Here is a 21582-nt window from a genome sequence, read left to right as displayed (position 1 = left end):
GGGGTCAGAATAGTCAAAAACCAGGGTCAAACGATGACGTTTGCCCTGGTAGATGCTCCCCCATCTGGACTCGAACCAGAAACCTGCCGATCCAAATTCTCTGTGTCCCAACGCTTTTCAAAGCATCCCAAAACAGCCCATTACCTGCGGTTTTGACGTTCGAGGAGTTCCCGCTGGATCCCACTTGGGCCCGTTGATTCCCGTTGAATCCGTGTTGTTTCCGTGTTGTGGGTCGAGTTGGGTCACACCCACTGCGACCCACAACGGGCGGTCACGTTCCAGTTCGCGCACCGACAGAAGTTGGACCCCGGTAGCTACTGGACGCGGGGCGTCCTCGGCCGAACTGGCGTATCAGCGCCACGCGAAAACCCGACGATGACAGGTAGCGTCGAGGCTCCATCGTCTGTGGGCCAACGTACCTCGCTCAACAGCCCGACGATGTTGCTGACGCTGCTGGGCGTCGACCAGGTGTGGTATCCCGATGTTGCCTCGCGTAGGAAGTGGCACAAACGCGTCACCTTGGTCCCGTAGGTGTGATGCTTGTGGAACCAGCCGTCATCGAGCGGGATGGTCGTTGTCAACTGTCCGCGGGCGCCGCTCGGTAGTAAGTCCCGCTGTAGGTCACTGGCCGGGACAACCCAGACCCAGTGACAGAACCAAGGTTGTAGCCGAAGCACTGCCGGTGCTGACATCACGCGGTGATTCAGTCCGCCATACGACCGCGCGTCTGTGCAACAGGCCGAGCAGTGCGGTATCAGGTGGCACGGCTGAATTTCACAGTTGCGTTGGTCGGGCCGTCTTAAAGTGGGCGGCTTGACCAGGAATGTATAGAGAGCTGGGATGCCGAGTGCTACGTACTGGCGCAGTTGCTCAAGGTCGATCGGCGCAGTCCATCGACGTCCCTTGGACGCTGAATCAACTGCCTTGCACTCGAATATCGCCAGATTGTTCGAGGTGAAACCCACAACATGGTCAACCGAACCACGGGACTGCGTCGGCGACCAGATGAGAGCGAATGGATCGTGCCGAACGATCTCCGCCGCAAGCAACGAATCGATCGTCCGTTCCGGTACAAGCCTCTCGCTACACATCATCCATCCTCCTCTGCTGTGGACCATACCGACCGTAGGTGGACTCGGGTAGCGTCTTCCTGCGGTTCGACAGAGGGCCGCGTCAGGTCGTTTGCGGTCCTGTCAACCCCACCCACGACCACCGAATCGCGCCCACCGCTAGATCGCCGCAGCGTTGGACACCAACACCATGGCGGGGCATGTTCCTCGCGTAACGGACGACAGTATGACGCGGGTTCAGCAGGGTGACGTGCGTTCTTCTCCAAGGAGTTTCACTACGCGAAGGCCCGATCGGCGAAAGTGAGTTCAAGTTGCCGACGCGGCGAAGTCGCAGTCTCTCTTACCCGCCGGGTAGGTTCGATATCTCCGCAGCCCATGCCCGAGTTGGGGCGCCGAGCGGCGTTGTCACTCCGGCAGTGAGTGGCGGTCCACGTACCCCCGCGAGTCGTCGGAAGACGGCGCACAGAGCCGATGACGGGTCCCGCCGCAGCGCAATACCTTCTGGCTCGTAACATCTTTGGAAGCCGCGTGTAGGTGGGGCGGTTGTGGATACCTGCGCACACCAGCGCGTAGGGCCGGTCACAGGGGAGCGCCGTTGTACTTGTCGTGCGTGCGTGCTGAAAACTTCCGCATCTTCGGATCGAGCCCAGGAGAACGTAGCGACGAAGACGGCCGCTTGGAGCTAGAGCTCAATCGGGGCACGAACGTCCTGGTCGGAGAGAACGACAGCGGAAAGTCCGCGATCATCGATGCGGTTCGAATCTGCCTGCTCACCACCGCTGCGGACTACTACCGGGTCAGCCGCGATGACTTTCACGTCGGCCCTGAAGGCAGAGCGACGGCTTTTACCATCACCTGCGGCTTCGCCGAACTCACTATGGAGGAGCAGGCCACTTTCCTAGAGCTCATCACGACCGACTCCGACGGCACTGCGAGCCTGTTTGTCACCGTCCACGCTGAAGCAATGGACCCGACCCGTCCACAGCGCATCTCAGTCACGACCCGAACCGGGCCGGATGGCAGCGGTCCGGCACTGGACGGCACGGCGCGCGAGCTACTCAAAGCCACCTACCTGCGTCCGCTGCGAGACGCTGAAGCCGAATTGCGTTCGGGGCGGGGATCGCGGCTGTCGCAGATCCTGGCGGGTTACCCAGCTATGAGCGCCCAGGGGGAGGATGACTTCGATGAAGAAGCCGATTCTGCGAGCACCTTGGTGGGGATCCTGCGTCGTGCCCAGCACCATCTGGCGAGGAACAGTTCGGTGGCTGCGGCGCTGGATGACATCAATGCCGAATATCTGAACAAATTCGCGATCGGTTCGGATAGTTTGCGGGGCCAGATCACGGTGTCTGGGGACGCCACGCTAGCACGAGCATTGGAGCGGTTGGAGCTGGTGTTGGCACCGGAAACCGGTGAGTGGACTCGGCGAGGACTGGGGTACAACAATGCATTGTTCATGGCCGCCGAGCTGCTGTTGCTCGGTAACAGCGACATCGCGCCCCTGCTCCTGATCGAGGAGCCTGAAGCACATCTACACCCGCAACTGCAGGCTCGGATCATGGACCTCTTGCAAGACCGCGCCAAGACCGACCCGGGCAAAAAGCGCTCCACCGGTCCAGTTCAGGTTCTCTTGAGCACCCACAGCCCGAACCTGGCGTCTGCGATTCCGGTGCAGCATCTGACCCTCGTGGCAAAGGGACGCACTTTTCGCCTCGCCTCGGGCCAAACCAAACTAGCCGACGGCGACTACGAGTTTTTGACCCGCTTCCTCGATGTCACCAAGGCTGGCCTGTTCTTTGCCCGTGCTGTTGCGATCGTTGAGGGCGACGCCGAAGCGATCCTTCTACCCGCGCTTGCCGCGGCGATAGGGCCCTCCTTCAACGCAAGCGGCGTCACCGTCGTGAACGTCGGCACAGTGGGCTTGTTCCGATACAGCCGCATCTTCCAACGCGATGGCGAGCAGATCCCCGTGTCGGTCGCCTGCATCCGCGACCGCGACCTGGCGCCGGCCGGGACACCTGAAGACATGCGGAAAAAGCTGAAATCCGTCGAAGAGATGACACCGGACGCGATCGTCGCGTATGTAGATCGGTTGACTGCCAGCGACAGCGGCAATGTGCGAACCTTCGTCTCCGACCACTGGACCCTTGAGTACGATCTTGCCGCCGCGTCCTGGGAAATGGCAACGTTAATGCATCAGGCGGTGCGTGCAGCGGTCGCATCGAAGTCTGCCTGGCCAAAAGCGAATGTCCTCGAAGACTCCGATACGTCGGCGGCCAAGGAAGTCGCCCAGTGGCGGGCCGAACGAAAGTCGTTGGAGGCCGCTGCCATCGACATCTACAGGCCACTACGCATGGAGGACGCGAGTAAGCCGATCGCCGCACAGCACGCCGCACGTCTCCTCAAGACCACTCCCATCACAGAGGAACAGCTACCCGAGTACCTGGTTCACGCCTTCGCCTACCTGTGCGCGGATGCCCCGCGATGACAACCCTGTACCGCGCTGACGCGTTCACCCGCGATCGCATTCAAGCGTGTGCCTCTGAACTAGGAATGCAGCTCTCCAACCAGGAACAATGGGACTTTCTTCAGAGTGTCGGCACGTTGGACTTGCAGGCTGCCCCTGGCTCCGGAAAGACGAGCCTTGTCGGCCTCAAGCTCCTGCTACTCGCCGAACATTGGACGAGCACGACCCGCGGCGTCTGCGTGCTCTCGCATACCAATACCGCGAAGGACGAGATCCTCGCCCGCATCAGGAATTCCCCCTCCGGCGCTAGGTTGCAGCGTTATCCCCATTTCATCGGCACGATCCAGTCATTCACCAGCACGTTCCTCGCGATGCCCTACCTCCGCGGGATGCGCAAGCAGGTCCAGATCGTCGATGACGACACGTACGCGGACCGCGCGAGACGTACCCTCGCAAGCGACAAAGCCTTCAAAATATTGAGATCCTCGCTGGGCCGCCAGCAAGACGGCGACGAGTTGGTTGCGCGCGCCGAGTTCAAATTCGATTCGGGCGAACTCATCATTCAATCTACGCGGACGCTGCCGTTCGGCCTCGACAGTGCTAGCGGTACGCAGTTCACGGCCCTGAAGAAGAAGTTGGCTAACCAGGGCATCTTCCGCTATGCGGACATGTTTGCCCTGGCCGAACTCCATCTCAACCGGCGTCCGACCCTGGGTCGTGCAGTCGCGTATCGCTTCCCGTTTGTGCTCGTCGATGAAGTGCAGGACACAAGCGCGCTACAACAAAAACTGCTGGACCAAGTTTTCGGTGACCCGTCGACCAGCGTGCAGCGCGTTGGTGACGTCAACCAACGAATATTCACCACCGAGACCACGACCACCGACTCCTTCCCACGCCCGGACAGCCTCGAACTGCCCGTCAGTCGCCGATTCGGCAAGAGCATCGCCGAACTCGCCAGCTCGCTCACAGTCCACCGCGACCAACGTATCCTCGGCGCTGGTCCCGCTGGAACGATCGCGATTCTGCTGTACGACGATTTATCCGTGACAGAGGTCGTTCCGGCCTTCGAACGGATTGCAGGAGAGGTCGTTCCATACCCGCTGCTCAAGGTCCGTCCACCACGAGTCCTGGCCGCACGGCTGCGCCCCACCAATGCGAAAGCATTTCCCCAGTCTCTTGCCTGCTACGTACCGGAGTTCGCCGCAACTATCCCGGGCGATCGACAAGGCTCACTGCTCGTCACTGCACGCGCGGCACGAATCCAGTGGCGATCTGGAGCAAGCGGCGCCGCGGTCGACATGCTTTGGGAAGCCGTGAGAGTCGCTACTGGGTCCGCCGCGAATGGAGTCCTACCAACACTACGTGCCCTGAGCCGAGGCATCGAGACCCCGGGCGGCCGAATGAGGGCCTTGCTCCTGACCATCCTGATCGCACAGAACGACGACGAGACCAGTTGGGGCAGTCTGATGGTCCGTATGGCTGGCCTGCTGTCGGAACTCTTGAGCCAAGCCGGTCCAGTTCGGATCGTGCTAGGTGAATTCGCCGACTACGTCGCGCCGTCCGGAGCTGCCGACGCGGCGGGTGTTGGTGAACTGGACGAAGCCGTGGCGGCGACAGTGCATAGTGAGCTCGGATCCATTCAGCGTGCCAAAGGCGAAACTCACAGCGCGACACTCATTTTGGAGTGCTTGAACCGAACGGGAAAGAAGCACGACGTCCACGAGGTGCTTCGACTTCTAGCAACGGACGGGGACCTCGCCAGCGCAACGCAGACCGTTCGAGACATCGTCCAATTAGTATTCGTCGGAGCAACACGACCCACCCAGCTACTTGCATTCGCAGTTCACCGAGATCGAGCATCGTCATATCTGGACTTCTTCGTCTCAAACGACTGGGTCGTGCACGACCTCACCCTTCGAAGTGATCCCCGTTGAGAATCTACTGCTGACGGGGCTGTAACCATCGAGCAGGTCAAGGTCCGGTCCGGCTTCGCTCCGTGGAGGTGCTCCACCCGCGGCATCCACCCCTAGTTCAGCGAATCAAACTCGCTACAGATTCCGGCAACGGTGCGACAGACCTTCTGCAGACTCGACATCGCACCGTTGAACAAGTCTGAGACTCAGCCAGGTGCAGCACGATTCAGTACCGGCTAAGGCCAAGGCTGGCATGCTCGCGACGAGACCCTTGCCGGCGGGCGGCCGCGAAATCGATCACTGCGCCCGAATTTTCAATCGTGTCGCGGGCCCCGCCGTGTGTCCAACGATGTATCCATCCCGGAGCTAGTCCCAACACGTGCGACGCGCGAGCGTTTGGCTGAGATCCATAGACCTGAGAGAGCGCCTGACTCAGCAATAGCGGCCTTTCGTCGGCGACTTCGACCGGCTCGTCGGTGCGCCAGCCCTGCGACGACAACTGAATAGACAAACTCCGATAGCGCTGGCTGCTGATTACATTCAGGTCGTGAGCCCGGCGGATGATCGCACCAACGGAAATCCCATAGTCCGCCTTGATCGGCAGGTAACCGTGCAGGTTCAGCGACTCCGATACGCGCCCGCGAACAACCTCCTCCGGCAGCAGGAAGGCTGCTGCGAACCGGAATGCATGGTGCTCTTCAGGGCTGCGCGTACTCGCAATCGGACTGCACCGGTCGCGATCAGCAATCCAGTGATAGGCCTCGTGTAATACGGTGAGCCGCTTGACCGCGCCCGGCACATCCTCGACGAGGGCGACCAGCGGACGGCTCGTCAAACGAGACGGACGCGAGATGCCAGTATGGCCGCGGCCGCCGTGGCCGTGTTCGTCGAGCCGGTCGACGACACCGAAGCCAAACCGCTCGAGACAGCGAGTGGCATTGAGCACTGGCGCTTCATCATCGAGGCCAGCGTGCCGACGCATCGCTCGGGCGATTGCTTCAGGGTCGTGATCGTAGTCGGCGGGCTCGGGCAAGTTCGCCTCTATATAGCCCGACTGTTCCGACACTGTCCTGAACAGTCGGGCAGCTTCGTTGTACAGCCGCAGCAACCGCTGCTCGTCCTTCGCGCCCGCGCGCGCGGTCTTGCGGAACGTAGCCTGTGCCACGTCGAGTGGTGTGGGCGGAACCGAGAAGAAGGACACAGGCAATCCGAACTCACCGGATGCCGCCACCACCAGGGCGTCAGGAATTGGGCGCGCGCCTCGCTCTACCTGCGAAAGGAATGACTGCGAGACTTCGATTCGCTCGGCCAACGCGGTCTGGGTGAGGCCGAAGACCTCCCGCAGCGCCGTCAGCCGCTGCCCGTGGAAGTCACGCGCGTCCTCGTCAGGTGAACCCATTCTCGTCCTTTTGGATGTCGACGCTGAAGAAGTCTTCATCGGCGTCGTCGGAGCCGGCGAACTTCAGGTGGCTGAAGATGCTGCCGCTGTCCTGAACCTCCAAGATCAAATCACACGGTACCGCCGACCCGTACTTGCCCGGCGCAAGGGTGTGGACGATACGGAGAACGAACTGGTCGAGCGTCGCGCGAGAAGCAAAGTCCCAGCACAGTAGGAGTTTCACCTCGGGATCCGCAGTGGAAGGCAGTGAGGGCAGGCCAAGATCGAGATCGAGCTCACCCTGGGTCCAGCGGGCACGACGCGCCGGATTTCTTCCTGCGGTCGGTACACCACCGGGGTATGTACGACGACGTTCCTTCAAGAACGACATCTCCATGCCGAGCACCGGATTCACCAGCAACAACTGCCCCATAGCTCGCGGATCACCGCCCACAGCCCAGTCGTTCGGCAGAGTCTCGGACTCCAGGAACTCACGCAACTCGGCTCTCAAGATGAGCGGAAGCAGATGCGGGTACTTGGGATGCGAGAGACTGCGGGCCCTGCGGCCAGAACTGACCAAAGACGCCGCCATTCCGGCGAACAAGATCGGCCCTAAAGCCTTCGCCTGAGTCTCAATCGCTGCTGTCACGCTGCTGGTGCTGGTCACGACATAGCCTCCCCACGATCTACGTATTGCTTCTATTATTAGCACAGATGCAATACAAGTTCCGGCACGGCGACACGGACGACCGTCCAGTACCGCCCGATCGGATCAGGGCGACGAGGGCCAGGTCCGCTATGGGCGGCAGTCGCCGGTTCCGGCCCAAGCAGCACGGCAGCGCCACCATCCCGTCCCCAACGACCAACGAGCGACGGCAAGTAGGCCTTGGCGCATCGGACAAGTTCATGGGCCCGCGTTCTGCCTAGATGCGGCACTCACGAGGCCTCGCATCGTCCGGCGAACAGCACCAGACCCCCTGCCTGTCAGTGCCAGTCCATCTTGTCCCGATTCGACTCGACCAGAACGGAACCCTGCCATGACCACTACACAATCGCCCGACATCACACCGGTCGGCCAGGTTCGTCGGCCACCGGTGGACCGTCAATCCGGTGTGGTCACGACCGTGACCGCGGTGCTGGCCGGGGAGCAGCGGATCGCACTCGACGTCGTCGGGGCCGGGACTAGTGAGGCGCGGATCATGGTCCGGTGGGGACGGGTCGCGATGACTTTCACGGCGGCGGAACAGGTTCAGAGGATGTTGGGGCTGTTCGGGTTGGCGCGTCAGGCGATGGTCGGCGTGGTCGAGCGGGTGCCGATACCCGTGGTGGAGGATCCGGTGTCCGATGTCGCGGTCTTGGCCGCGATCACCTGGACGCATACGCCGACCGGGGCTGCGTCGGTGGAGCGGATGTATCACCTGGGGATGCGACGCACGATCAGCTTCGTCGCGTTGACCATTGGGCCGGTGGCGTTCCACATCCTCGATCGAGCTGGTCTCGATAGTGCGATCAAGGCGCTTGTACGCGCGCATCAGCTGTCGGTGACCGTCTACGCAGACGGTCACCGCTTCGCTGACGACCCCAACGCCGCTGCGTGGGAACGCGGCAATCGGCGAATTCTGAAACCCCACGGCAACGGTTGGTCTTACCGATGACGGCGTCATTGAATCGGCGACCGACACGGCGCTAGCTGGATTCAGTGCGCTCGGTGGTCAGCGAGGACACGCGGTTCGCAAAGACCAAGGTCGCAGTTCGGAGGGAACTCGATGACGGACGCCGGTACACCTGAACTGGCTGACACCGCCACTGTTTCGGATCTGGATCTGTGCGGTACTCCGCTGACTCCTGCTGACTCTGAAATCGGCGCAGAGTCAGACGCGCAAGTGCCCTTGGCTGCTGGCGATGACGTTGTCAGCGCCGCCCAGATCCTCGTGAGTTATCTGTGGAACAGCGAATACGAGGACAGCGGCGAAACCCAGCGCGGCCATATCTGGCAGCAGTTGCGGACCCTGACGCGCTGGCTGACCTCCTCGGCCGGGGACTGACCTCACTTTGCGCCACCAGCAACCTAGGTCCGTTCGACGTCGTCGACGACTCGCGCCGCTACGGCCACACGCTGCCCTCGACCGCTCGCGGCGGATGCGAGCTGGCGCGAACGTCACATCTCTTGTCTACCAGAGAATTCCGCGTCGGCGATGCCATGTCGGCCGCCGACGCCAATCATGTCAACCCCAAGGAGTTTGTCGTGTCGTTGGCTTCTTCTGTTCGTCATGCTGAGTTGGGTGATCTGGTCACGTTGCTGAATCGTCAGCAGGCCGCCAAGGTCGACGTCGTTGTACTCGGCTCATCGTTACGGGCACGCGAAGGATTGCTCGAACTGTCCGGTGTCGCGCCGGTGATCGACGAGCGCGGCGTCACCCTCGCCGACGGGGCCTACCTGCCCACGGCGGTCGCTGACGCGCAGTTGGCGACCAAGCTCAAGATCCCGGTCGGCTATCTGAAGTGGTTGCGCGAGCAGCAACGGACCGATCTCTATGACGCGAACGTCAACGGCCTGTTGCATGGCCACGACGATCCCCGCTTGCGTGTTGATGGGCAGGATCGGTCGTTTCTGTTGCGGTTGTTCACTACTGGTGAGGTTGGCGAGGCTGGGGTGCTGCGGGCATTCCTGTCTGATCGGTACGGCATCATCGACAACCTCGACGTGCTGACCGCGGTGCTGGACGGCATCAAAGCCGCCGATGCCGAGGTCGTGGTGCGGTCGGCGGACTTGAGCGAGTCCTCGATGCACTGCAAGGTGTATTCGCCGAAGGTCTCCGCGTTGGCGCCGACGTTTCTACGGAACTATCGAAACCCGTTCGCCCACCCTGAGCTCGAAGCCGAACGGCGCAGAGTCGCAGGCGATCTGGACCGGGGGAGGCGGATGGCGGCTCGCGACGGTCAGGGCTATCGGTCCGGGCGGGAGCCGGTGGTCTTCGCGGGGTTCCGGTTCTCCAATTCCGAGGTCGGTCATCACGCGGTGACGTTGAAACCCGAACTGGTGGTGAAGATTTGCGGCAACGGGCTGACCATCCCGTTGCTCGCCTACACCAAACGACACCTCGGCGACCGCCTCGACATCGGCGCCGTCGACACCTGGTCGCACGACACCTACCGCAAACGGTTGGCGGTGATCACCGCCGAAACCCGCGACAAGGTCACCGAATGGCTCTCGCCGGAATTCCTCACCGCACAAGTCGGTGAACTCGAACGCCACGCCGGAACCCCGGTGGGTCAACCGGACAAGGCGATCGAGGCCTTGGCGGGAAAGTTGGGTTTCAGCGAGGACGAACGCGCCGGGATCTTGTCGCATTTCATCGCTGCCGGGCAGCTCACCGCGGCGGGGATCGCGAATGCGGTCACCAGCTTCTCCCAGACGATTCCCGACCCCGACCGCGCGGACGCACTCGATGACCTCGCTCTCAGGGCCATGACCCTCGTGTGAACGCACCGGCGCGCTTCTTCACCGACCAATCGCTGCTCGTCTCCTATCCGTCGGCGGGCACCTCACAGAATCTGTCCACGCTCAAGACTTTCGGAGGTTTCTTCCATGACCGACTCGGTGACCCGTCCCGAATTCGATCTGGCCGTCCATCACGGTATCGCCGGCTCCGCGACTGACCTGACAGCCACCACGGTCGCGCAGTGGCGCGAGCGCGATCCGGGTTGGAAAGCCAAGCACTGGGCCTACACCGACCTCGACCACTACGGCGCCCGCAGATTGCGCCCGATCAACGTCACCACTCGTGCCGCGACTGCGGACTGACACCGCCGGTCCCGCGACCGAGACCATGCTCGCCATCGAAGGCAGGCACCGACACCGTGCACTCGGTCGGTGTGCCTGCCTTCCTCGCCATTCAGGAGGATTTTCGATGACCCCCGACACCACCACCGATCCCACAATCCCTGGGCCCGACAGCTCCGCAGCGCACGGTGCCCACCCCCATGAACGCAGTCGCGGTATTCCGTGATCCGCACACTCTCATCACCGACAACAACGTGCGCGAAACGTTCAACCTCGACGACTTTCCCGAGCTGGCCGACTCGATCGCCGAGCACGGGGTGCTGACGCCGATCACCGCCTACGGTCGCCCCGAAGACCTCACCGCGACAGTCCGTGATGGGCAGCTCCGCACGTTGACCGCTTTGGCTGTCGGGATCGAGCAGGTCCCGGTCTGGTTGATCGAACCCGACGAGGCTCTCGCCGCGAAAGATGCTGAGATCTCGCGGATCCTGACCCAGATCACGGTCAACGATCGTCGGATCGCGCTCACCGACGGCGACCGTGCTGCCGGAATCGCGCTCGCACTTGAACTCGGAGCGTCGGTTACCCGCGTCGGCAAAGCACTGCAGACCAAACGAGACGAGATCAAACAGGCCGGCAAGATCGGTGCCTCGGCTACCGCCCGCAAAGCTGTCGACGCCGGCCAGCTCGACTTCGAACAGGCCGCGATCCTGGCCGAGTACGAAAATGTGGGCGACACCGACGCGGTGCGGCAGCTGCTCGACATCGACCGCGGGTACTTCAGCTACGAAGCGCGACTGATCGCCAACGATCGCGCCGAACGGCGGACCTACTTCACCGCGGTGTTGCCCTGGGCCGAGGCGGGATTCGGCGTACTGCATGACTATCCGGACTGCGGTGGTTCCGACCCGGTACTGGTCCACGCGAACGATCTGGTCGACGTCAACGGTGACACTGTCGACGTCGATCACCTCGCGGCGGATGCGGGCTGGTTGGTGTGGATCGAACAGGCGAGCACTCCGTTGACCGTCGAGCGCGATACCGGTGAGACCGTCGATGCGGCCACTGTCGACTGGAACACCGAGCATGATCCCGACCGCGAGCCCGCCGACGGTTTGCGCCACGCTCGCGAAGTCACTCAACACGATCGCTGGCAGGCCGATTACTTCCTGCCCGCCGACCGACTCGACGCCGCGGGTCTGCGCCTGATCAGCGACGTGCCCGATGCCGAACCCATCGACGTCGGTGTCAGCGACGACCCCGGCATGGAGGTGCGTGAGGAGCTCGCCGCACGACGAGCCGAAGCCGAGGCCGAAGCGGCCGCGCGACGCGCGCAGGAGCGGCTAGCGGCACGGCGGGTACGTGAACTCAACAAGCAGGGACTCGCCGCGATGGAAGTACGTCGGGAGTTCGTCATCCGGCTCCTCGCTCGCAAGACGCTGCCGCCAGAGGCCTCGAAGTTCATCGCCGAAGCGTTGGTGGCAGAGCCTGCCCTGCTCGGGGAGTACAACGCCTTCGAGACCGCGGCCGAGTTGCTCGTCGGCAAGGGAACGTGGCGGCGCGAGCTCCAACAGGTGGTCGAGACCGCCAAACCGGCGCGCTGTCAGGTCATCGTCCTCGGACTCGTTCTCGGCGCCCACGAAAAACGCGCCGTCAAAAATTCATGGCGCTACGCCGATGCCGGTGTCAACCGCTACCTGCGGTTCCTCCAGCAAGTCGGCCACGAACTCGTCCCTGTCGAACTCGCCGCGGTCGGCGACCTCGACTACGAACACATCGACATCGACACCCCCATCAGCGAGCCCGACGCACACGCCGCATAACCGCACTCGAGGCGGGCCGAGTCCCTTGTCGCACCAGGGGATCTCGGCCCGCCTTGTCCTGCCCGCCGATTCGAAAGGAACTCCGTTGTGGAAGCCAGCGACGAAATCAGCAGCCCGGCGTTCGATGAGCCCGACGCCAACCCCGGCAACACCGAGAACAACGTCCCGCGCCTGCGCGTCGATGACGCTGGCGAGTTGATCGCGGCGATCCCTGCGATGCTCGGATTCGTTCCCACCCGGTCGTTGGTCATGGCTTTGCTCAGCGCCGACGCCACACCGGACGGTGACCAGTCGATTCGGGCGGTGATGCGGTTCGACATCGACGCCGCCGCCGACCAGGCCGGAGCTCGGCACCTGGCGAATGTGGTCGAATCGGTGTGCCTGCGCGAGAATCTGACCTCGACCATGCTGATAGCCGTCGATGACCGGCCGAACGCGTCAACGTTCGTCGAGGATGTTCTGCACCACCTCGATCGGGCGGGGATCGGACCCAGTCACGCCTGGTGGGTCGGCGAGATCACGACCGGCGCCGAATACCAGGACCTGCTGATCCTCGGTCGTGACGGTCAGGTGGATGATCCTCGCGCGTCGACGGTGGCGTTCGCTCACGTCCTCGACGGCAACCAGATCTACGGTTCCCGCGACGAGCTCGCCGACCTACTCACCCGAACGCAGATCTCGCCGCCCAACTACAGCCCCACATCGGCGCTGCCGTTGACCGCTACCGCGACAACCTCGTCGAGGCGGACGACGCAGAACACGCCAACGCATTTCGGCGCGACGCCATCGAGTGGATGCTCGCCCAGGTCAGCACTGCCGACCAAATACTGCCGACGGCTGAGGATCTCGCCACGATCGTCGCACTCCTATGCGACAGGATCGTCCGCGACATCATGTTCGGGCTCTCCGCTACCGACCACCGCGCTCCAGCGGAGGCACTGTGGCGGCAGATCGCGTCCGCGACGCAGGGCCCGGACCGGGCTGATGCCGCTACCTTGTTCGGCTACAGCGCCTACCACCACGGCAATACAGTCGTGGCCGGCATCGCGATCGCCGAAGCCTTGCACGCCGACCCCGACCACGTGATCGCGAACCTGTTGGATCTCGCACTGCGCGAGTGCATTCGACCAGACAAGATCCGCAGGATGGCCGACACCGGACGCGAGATCGCGGCAGAGCTCGGCATCGACATCGCCGCGACCGTCTGATCTCGCAGCGGCGAGAGCCGTCTGTCGCGACATCGAGTCACAGCCGGGCGGTGGGCCGGTGCCGGCCGCGGCGATTCCTCATCGATACACCGCGTGCGCCGTGCCATCGCTGGTTCCGGGCGCACCGCCGTCGGATCCGTTCCAGCGAATACAGCAACCGTGCGGTCGCATTGCGCTGACACGTGCCGGGGCTGTCCCGACCTCCTCTCAACAACGGAAGGCTTTGTCATGTCCGGAGATACGAATCTGCAGATCGTAGGAAATCTCTGCTCCGACCTCGAGTTGACCTACACACCAGCAGGCGTGGCGGTAGCGCACTTCACCGTCGCGTCAACTCCCCGCTTTCGCGATCCCAAGACCGGCGAGTGGCGTGACAAGGACCCGCTGTTTCTGCGCTGCAACCTGTGGCGCGAGGCCGCGGAGAACGCGGCGGAGTCGTTGTCGAAGGGCTCGAGGGTGATCCTGATGGCCAGGCTCAAGCAGCGCAGTTACCAAACCCGCGATGGTGAGCAACGCACCGTGTTCGAACTCGACGTCGACGAGATCGGCCCGAGCCTGCGCTGGGCCCGCGCGACCCTCACCCGAGCTGCTGGCAGTCGCAAAAACAGCGGCAGCGGTTTCGGTCATCGTGACGGTCCCCGTACGGGAGCCACCGACAGCGGCGGCGCCGTCGTAGACAGCCACGGACAGGACGATCCGTGGTCGAAACCCAGTCCGACCACGGCAGGCGCAGAGGACTTCGGCGGCGACGAACCCTGGTCGACGCCGATATTCGCCGGCGCCGCCGCGGGGGTGTTCGGCGGTGAACCCGACTTCTAGTGGTGTTGCCTGTTTCTCCGTACCGCCGGTCTGTGTTCGGGTCGGCGGGACGGGGTCCGGGGTGACGGTCTGTGGTGGGCCCAGCCGATCGAGGGCTACCAGGCCAGTGGGCGCCACGGCTACGGGCCCGCGCCCGGCGGAAACGAGCCCCCCGCGCGCGCGAACCAGCCGCGGCCACCGGTCTAGCGGTGAGCGCGGGGAACTCGCCCCCGCACGTAGTGGCGCGTTCCCTCCGCCGTGTCGCCCACTGGCCTGGTCGGTAGCCCTCGGCTGGGCCCACCCCAGCCCGGCACCCCTCGTTGTGTGAAAAGCGTGGCAGTTCCAGCGCGCCCGGGTGTCGCCGTCATCTCTCGACCACGTCAGGAGTTCTGCTGTGTCCACTACCGCTGTCATCGAATCGGTTGTGCCTGATACGAATCTGTTCATCAATGCGATCGCCGACATCAGAGCTACGTTCCTCACCCTCGACCGCGACCACCGTGGCGCGCTCGAAGCGCTGCCCGCTGCGCTGGCGTTGGCGACCGAGCAGGACTGGAAGCTTCTCGACTACATGGTCGAGGTCTTCACCCTCTTTCCACTCGACGCCGCACTGAGCCGGCTCACCTCTCGGTTCAAGACCGCCGACGACCTCGAGCGGCTCCGGATGCTTGAGTTGGTGCCCGACACCGACCCCGGCCTACACAGCCACGAAACCGCCGACCTGGCTGGAATCCTCGAAGCCCGAGCACGCCGCAACAACTCCACCGTCGCCGACGAGTTCGCCAAACTTCACGCCCAACTCCAGACCGCCGAAATGCCACGCCAGTCGATCCGACTGTGGCGCAACCCGTCCTCACGCCTGGTCGTACCAGCAACCCGACGCATTGATGCCTCCCGCCTCACCCCGACCCAAGTGCGCGCACGCGTACTCGCCCGCGGGAAGCGACGCCCAGCGGAGATCGAACCGTCCCAGGTAGCTGACTACGTCCGCGAGAACCTGTTCGTCGACACCGAAGTCGACGATCAAGCCCGTCTGCGTCGTCGGCTCGCCGAACTCGCTGCCCGCGGCATCGTCATCGGCAACCGTGCCCCCCGAGGGTGGACACCGCGCCGCCCCGGCGAGCTGCCGCCACGCCCCGCCGACCTCGCCGACGCGATCTGGGATCACGAATACTGTCTCTACGTTGCCGATCAACGCGACCACGCCCACGCCGTCGCCGGGGAAGCGGTGACGTCACGTGAAGACTCCGTCGCCTGGGCCGCGCAGCGCACCGGGCTACACGGCCGGGCCGACCGCCGCGACACTTTCCTGTTCCAGGGCAACGGCCTCGACGACTTCGACACCGCCATGGCGCCCACCTTGGGGTGGCGGTGCGTGTCCTGCTTCGTCGAACGCTCCCACACCGACCGCCAACCGATTCATGCCCGCGACAACACCGTCCGCAGCGACGACGGACTGTGCGACTACTGCCGCAGCGACAACCATCCCGGGCTACCAGCACTGGCGGCCGGGTTCACGTTCGCCGATCTGGCGACCGCGTACTGCCGGTTCTTCGCTGAGCATTACCCGGCCGGTGCGTGCGGGCTGCTCGCCGAGGTTCGGCGCCGCGCACCCGAGTGGCTCATGGCCACCATCGATGGGTTCCTGCTCGAACACCCAGAGTTGCCCGGTGCACCGGAGCCCGCCGCCGCCGAACAGCAGTCTGCGACGGCGTCTGCGCGTCCGCGCCGCCGTCGCGAGCGTGCCTTGCCGCCAGGACTGCGTCAGGCCCGGTGTGAAGGGTGCACCGAATACAAGCCCATTCACGACGACGGCTTCTGCACGGTATGCCGTGTCTGGCTCGAACTTGAGGTCCCCGCGCCCCGGGAGCACCGCGTCTCCGCCTGATCGACCCGTCGTCGTTCGCGCGCGGCTGGGAGACCACTTGGTGCCCCAGCCGCGCAACCTCACCAACCGATCTCACCATTGCCCGCAACCTCGCTGTGCCCATAGCTCTCTGCCCATACCCGCGCCACTCCGACACAACGACTCCACGCACCCTCACCCTCCAACACCAATAACACCCCGCTTCTCATCTCCCCAATTTTCAGAGCAAACGTCTGACATTACGGAGTAACAATCTGATTACGTTGCCCCCCAACGATTATCAACATTTCCCAATACTTCCCACAGCGAAATTCCACCCTTGCCAGAGCTTATTTTCTCGGCGACAGCTGAAGGCATGGTCGCAACAATTCACCGAGTCACCGCAGGCAACGGATACCACTATTACGTACGCAATATCGCCGCCAACGACACCACAGCACGTGGCCGCTCTTCACTAGCCGACTACTACTCAGCCCACGGCGAAGCACCCGGACGATGGCAAGGCAGCGGCCTGACCGCGCTCGGCATCGACCCGGGTGCGGAAGTGACTGAGTCACAGATGAAGTCACTGTTCGGTCTGGGCATCCACCCGAACGCCGAACAGATCGAAGACCGGGTCTACGCGCACCAGATCACCCTCGGTGCCAACGACCGCGAAGCCACCCGAGCCGCGGAGAAAGCATCGAAACTGGGCAACAAATTCGCCGTCTACGAAGCTCACTCCCAGTACCGGCAACAGTGCTCCGATGCCTTTCGTACACACAATTCCGAACAGAACCTCCCACCCACTACCGCAATCCCCGACGACGAACGCGCACGAATCCGCACACAAGTCGCGACAGAAATGTTCACCTCCGAGTACAACCGCTCACCGTTGAATGCCCGCGAATTGTCGGGATGGGTCGCGAAGAACTCACGCCCGAAACACTCCGCCGTCGCCGGTTTCGACATCACCTTCAGCCCCGTCAAAAGCGTCTCAGTCCTGTGGGCGCTCGCGTCACCCGAGATTTCGCACCGGATCGAGGCCGCGCACCGGCACGCGATCGAGGATGTGTTGACCTGGTTGGAGCACAACGCGATGTTCACTCGCTTGGGCCGCAACGGGATCCGGCAGGTCGACGTCGACGGGATCGTCGCCGCCGGATTCACCCACCGTGACAGCCGCGCAGGCGATCCCGACCTCCACACTCACATCCTGATCGCCAACCGCGTCCGCGCCCTCGACGGCAAATGGCGCACCATCGACTCCAAAACCCTCTACGAAGCCGTCGTCACCGCGTCGGAAATCTTCGACTCCCGTATCGAGCACCACCTCGAAACCGACCTCGATCTGCAGTTCGAAGCCCGGCCCGGCCGCAGCCCCGAACAAATCCCGATCCGTGAAATCGTCGGCATACCCCTGGAACTCATCGAAGCATGGTCACAGCGAGGCGCCGCGATCGTCGCCCGCCTCGACCAGCTCACCGCAGCATTCCAGACAACCTTCGGGCGTGAACCATCCCCGAAAGAGATCTACGACCTCTCCGACCGCGCGACGCTGGAAACCCGCCCGACCAAACACCTCTCGACCTCACTCGCCGAGCAACGCGCCACCTGGGCAGCACAGGCCCGTCAACTATTCGGAGGCAGTGACGGCGTCGAAGAGATCGTGGCCCGGACAATGTCGGTCCCTGCGACACCACGCCCGGATCCCGATGCCGCGTTCATCACCGCGGCTGCCGAACGTGCACTGGTCGGCGTATCGGCCCGGCGTTCGACCTGGGGGATCTTCAACCTCCGCGCCGAGGTCGAACGACAACTCCGCGGCCGAATCGCATCCGCCGACTGGAACTGGATTCCCGACAGAGTTGTGGCCGAGGCACTGTCACCGCCGTCTGCAGTTGCACGCGGTGACCCCGACCTCGCTGAACAACCAGTCTTGCGGGCCGTACCGATGTGGTTGCGTCGCAGCGACACCACCGCGGTCCATGTTCGTGCGAACTCCCAGATCTACACCACCGAATCCACCTTGGAAGTCGAAGCAGCGTTGATCGAGCTGTCGGTCGAACCCGGCGCCCGCGTCCTGAACGCCGAGCTGGTGGGCAAAGCGGTCGCCCACTACAACACCGAGCACCCGGATCGTCCGCTCAACGCCGGCCAGATCGGCGTCATCTCCTCCTTCGCCACCTCCGGGCTGCGTGTCCACACCGCCAACGCCCCCGCCGGAACCGGCAAGACCACAGCGATGCAAGTCCTCACCACCGCATGGCATTCCGGTGGCGGAACCGTGCTCGGTATGGCCCCCACCGCAGCTGCGGCCGCTGTCCTCGGGGAATCGATCGGCACCCGCGCTGAGACCGTCGACAAACTCCTCAACGTCATCCACCGCCACACCCCGAGCCCGAACGGTCCGATCATCACCGGTGATCATCCGCCGTCGTTACCCCAATGGGTCCTCGACATCGACGCCCGAACGCTGGTGATCGTCGACGAACACGTCAAACTCGGCAACACCAAACGCCTACAACTGCTGCAGTTCCTCTCCGGACGTGGAGCGACCGTGCGCTGCATCGGCGACGACAAGCAGCTGCCGGCGATCGACGCCGGTGGCGCCGATGCCGACATGAACGCCGCCTCGCCCGAACAAACCCTCACCCTGTCGCACGTCGTCCGGTTCTCCTCTACCGCCGAGGCGACCGCCTCGATCGGACTGCGCGAGGGCGACCCCGCCGCGCTGGCCTGGTACCTGGACAACGACCGCATCCACGCCGGGCACACGGGATCGGTTTACGACGACAGCTACCAAGCTTGGGCCGCCGATGATCTCGCGGGTCGCGATGCGGTCATGCTGGCGCCCAAGCACGAGGTGGTGACGGCACTCAACGCCCGCGCACGCGCGGACCGAATCGCTCGAACCGGCACCGAACCGGGTCCAGAAGTGGTGCTTGCCGACGGTCTTCTCGCCTCGGTCGGTGACACTGTGCGCACGCGACGCAACAACCCGAAGCTGCGATTCGGCGAGCACGACTGGGTCCGCAACGGCTATTCCTGGACCGTCAACGACGTCCACAACGACGGTTCGCTGACCGTTTCGCACCGCCACCGTGGCACCGACAGCGACCAAACGGTGCGGCTTCCGGTCGAGTATGTGCGCGCACATGTGCGTCTTGGGTACGCGTCGACGATCGATTCCGCGCAGGGAATCACCGCCGATGCCTGCCATGTCGCGTTGTCCGGACGCGAATCCCGACAACAGTTGTATGTCGCGATGACCCGCGGAATCCACGCCAACCATGCCTACATCGTCACCGCGCTCGACGGTGCCGAGGGCGCGATCTACACCGAACCCGCCACCTACCCGCGCACCGCAGTCGAGGTCCTGCACCGTGTGATGGCTCGCGATGGAGCACAAAAGTCCGCACACACCACACTGCGCGATGCCCTCGACCCCGCCTTGCGGATCGGGCGAGCGGTCGATATCTACCTCGACACCCTCGGCCTGACCGCCGAACACGCACTCGGCCCTGCCCGACTCGAAGCCCTCGACCACGCCGCCGACACCGTCCACCCGAACCTGACCGACAGTCCGGCCTACCCGATCCTGCGCCAGCACCTCGCTCTGATCGCGCTCACCGGCGCCGATCCCGTCGCCGCGCTCCGCGCCGCAGCTGGCACACGGGAACTCGACACCGCTGATGATCCTGCCGCGGTTCTGGACTGGCGCCTGGACCCGACCGGTGCTCATTCCGCAGGCACCGGTCCGTTGGCGTGGACTCCTGGACTTCCGGACCAGATAGTTGATCGTGTTGTCGCCGAACCCGTCGCGGCACGCGAAAAGATCGTGGTCGATCTCGCCGCGCAGATCCGGGCCACCGCACAACGCTGGACACCGAGCACCGCACCCGCGTGGGTACGACCGCTGCTGGGCACCGACCCAGCGTTGCTCGGCGAGCTTGCGGTGTGGCGAGCCGGACTGCACGTCCCCGACACCGACACCCGACCGACCGGACCACCCCGCGACACCGACCTCGAACGCCACCACCAGCAGCGCCTCGAGCATCGCGTCATCGACGCCTACGGCGATCCAACGCTTCCGCGCAACAGGTGGGCCGAGGTCGTCGACCGCATCGATCCCCGCATCACAACCGACTCCTACTGGCCAACGGTGGCCGACAAGATCGACCTCGCAGACCGCGCCGGGCTCGACATCGCCACCTTGCTCACCGATGCCGCCGCACACCACCCGCTGCCCGATGAGATGCCCGCCGCGGCACTGTGGACGCGCTTGGAACTAGAGCCGTCCGCTCTCGACACCACCGGAACCGACCTCCTCCGGCCCGAGTGGCTACCCGACCTCGAAGCAGTCCTCGGCACCCATATGGCCGAACAGGTCACCACCGAACAGGCATGGCCACGCGTCGTCGCCGCTGTCGAACGCGCTACCAGCACCTGGTCCTCACACGATCTGCTCAGTACCGCCTACGAACTCCTGCAAGGCGCCCAACCCGACGACGCTGCACCGCTGCGTCCCGACCAGCTCGCCGCCGCGCTGGCCTGGCGCATCGACGCACTCCACCACCACACTCCAACACCCCAGCCAGCCACACCAACCGTCGCCGAAACAGGCACAACAACCGCCGATTACGAACAGCCACCGGCGACCGACGCCGCCGAGAACCGCCAGCCCCCCAGCACGGACGAGCCCACCAGGTCGGACACCACCGAATACCCCACCCACGGCGACACGACCCCCGGGATCGAGGACATCGCACGACTATTCGCAACGGGGCGGATCACCGAAGCAGTCGACAACTTCCGCCGCTTCAGCAACGCACTATCCGACGACGAACACGGCGTATTGACCGCCGTCGCGGATACCTTGTACCGGTACAGCTTTCCAGTTGCACAGGCTCGACTGCGCTGGGCTGCAGACCAATTCCCGCACCATCGTGGGCTGATCCGAGCGTGCACACCAACGACCGATCCACACACCTTCCACCGCGACACCGGCCCGGATCGTGAACGATCACGCCCCGTCTACGACCATCGCGAGCACACCGACCCCACCCTCACACCAACCGTGTTCGACTCGATCCAAGCAGCCGGCGACGACGCCTTCGACACCTATCTTGCCGACGCAGAATCGTCCGACAGCCCTGAAGAAGGGACGGTCGAGCGACCTCGAACACCGGTTGCGGGGTTCCCGATCGACTACGACCTGGCCGCGATCCCCACCGTCGCGGGACTTCCGTGTGTCGATTGCAGCATCGAACGCTCCCGCAACGCGAGCATCGC

The 21582-nt window shown here is 63.9% G+C and carries 12 protein-coding genes and 1 pseudogene; 11 read left to right on the top strand and 2 right to left on the bottom strand.

The annotated features are described in order from the left end of the window. Nucleotides 1–1680 precede the first annotated feature (1680 nt). Together ACFWF3_RS01100 and ACFWF3_RS01095 are read left to right on the top strand one after the other, a co-directional pair. Nucleotides 1681–3558, top strand: coding sequence for an ATP-dependent endonuclease (locus ACFWF3_RS01100; protein ID WP_379311963.1), 1878 nt, complete (start codon nt 1681–1683; stop codon nt 3556–3558). Continuing rightward, on the top strand, nt 3555–5471 hold the full coding sequence (locus ACFWF3_RS01095; protein WP_379311962.1) for a UvrD-helicase domain-containing protein: 1917 nt from the start codon (nt 3555–3557) through the stop codon (nt 5469–5471). Before ACFWF3_RS01100 ends, ACFWF3_RS01095 begins: the two co-directional genes overlap by 4 nt. A gap of 205 nt (nt 5472–5676) precedes the next feature. Here the strand turns inward: ACFWF3_RS01095 and ACFWF3_RS01090 are convergent, their stop codons facing one another. Continuing rightward, entirely contained in the window at nt 5677–6849 is a 1173-nt protein-coding gene (locus tag ACFWF3_RS01090; protein ID WP_379311961.1) for a helix-turn-helix domain-containing protein, read from the bottom strand. Beyond that, nucleotides 6836–7495: a hypothetical protein gene (locus ACFWF3_RS01085; protein WP_379311960.1), complete on the bottom strand. Its 660-nt coding sequence runs from the start codon at nt 7493–7495 to the stop codon at nt 6836–6838. The genes ACFWF3_RS01090 and ACFWF3_RS01085 overlap by 14 nt, the downstream gene beginning before the upstream one ends. Nucleotides 7496–7865: 370 nt before the next feature. On the opposite strand from ACFWF3_RS01085, the gene ACFWF3_RS01080 reads away from it, so the two are divergent. From ACFWF3_RS01080 to mobF, 9 genes and pseudogenes are all read left to right on the top strand, one after another. Then, nucleotides 7866–8483, top strand: a complete 618-nt coding sequence (locus tag ACFWF3_RS01080) for a hypothetical protein (protein WP_379311959.1) — start codon at nt 7866–7868, stop codon at nt 8481–8483. Between the two features lie 111 nt (nt 8484–8594). Beyond that, on the top strand, nt 8595–8873 hold the full coding sequence (locus ACFWF3_RS01075; RefSeq protein WP_379311958.1) for a hypothetical protein: 279 nt from the start codon (nt 8595–8597) through the stop codon (nt 8871–8873). Between the two features lie 122 nt (nt 8874–8995). Then, nucleotides 8996–10312, top strand: coding sequence for a hypothetical protein (locus ACFWF3_RS01070; RefSeq protein ID WP_379311957.1), 1317 nt, complete (start codon nt 8996–8998; stop codon nt 10310–10312). Nucleotides 10313–10417: 105 nt separating this feature from the next. Beyond that, the gene (locus tag ACFWF3_RS01065) at nt 10418–10633 is read left to right on the top strand and encodes a hypothetical protein (RefSeq protein WP_379311956.1); all 216 of its coding nucleotides are present in this window, start codon (nt 10418–10420) and stop codon (nt 10631–10633) included. 179 nt (nt 10634–10812) lie between these two features. Next, nucleotides 10813–12435, top strand: a complete 1623-nt coding sequence (locus tag ACFWF3_RS01060) for a ParB/RepB/Spo0J family partition protein (RefSeq protein WP_379311955.1) — start codon at nt 10813–10815, stop codon at nt 12433–12435. A gap of 216 nt (nt 12436–12651) precedes the next feature. Next, nucleotides 12652–13643: pseudogene (locus tag ACFWF3_RS01055) on the top strand (DUF4192 domain-containing protein). Between the two features lie 228 nt (nt 13644–13871). Further along, nucleotides 13872–14462 carry a single-stranded DNA-binding protein gene (locus tag ACFWF3_RS01050; protein WP_379311954.1) on the top strand — a complete coding sequence of 197 codons (591 nt, stop codon included), beginning with the start codon at nt 13872–13874 and terminating at the stop codon, nt 14460–14462. A 373-nt stretch (nt 14463–14835) separates the two neighbouring features. After that, nucleotides 14836–16329, top strand: coding sequence for a hypothetical protein (locus ACFWF3_RS01045; protein WP_379311953.1), 1494 nt, complete (start codon nt 14836–14838; stop codon nt 16327–16329). Between the two features lie 334 nt (nt 16330–16663). Further along, the coding region (gene mobF, locus ACFWF3_RS01040; protein WP_379311952.1) for a MobF family relaxase at nt 16664–21582 on the top strand (4919 nt) is incomplete at its 3' end.

It is taken from the genome of Nocardia sp. NPDC060220 (assembly GCF_042727815.1).
Classification (GTDB): Bacteria; Actinomycetota; Actinomycetes; order Mycobacteriales; family Mycobacteriaceae; genus Nocardia.
This window is presented reverse-complemented; position numbering and strand designations above follow the sequence as displayed.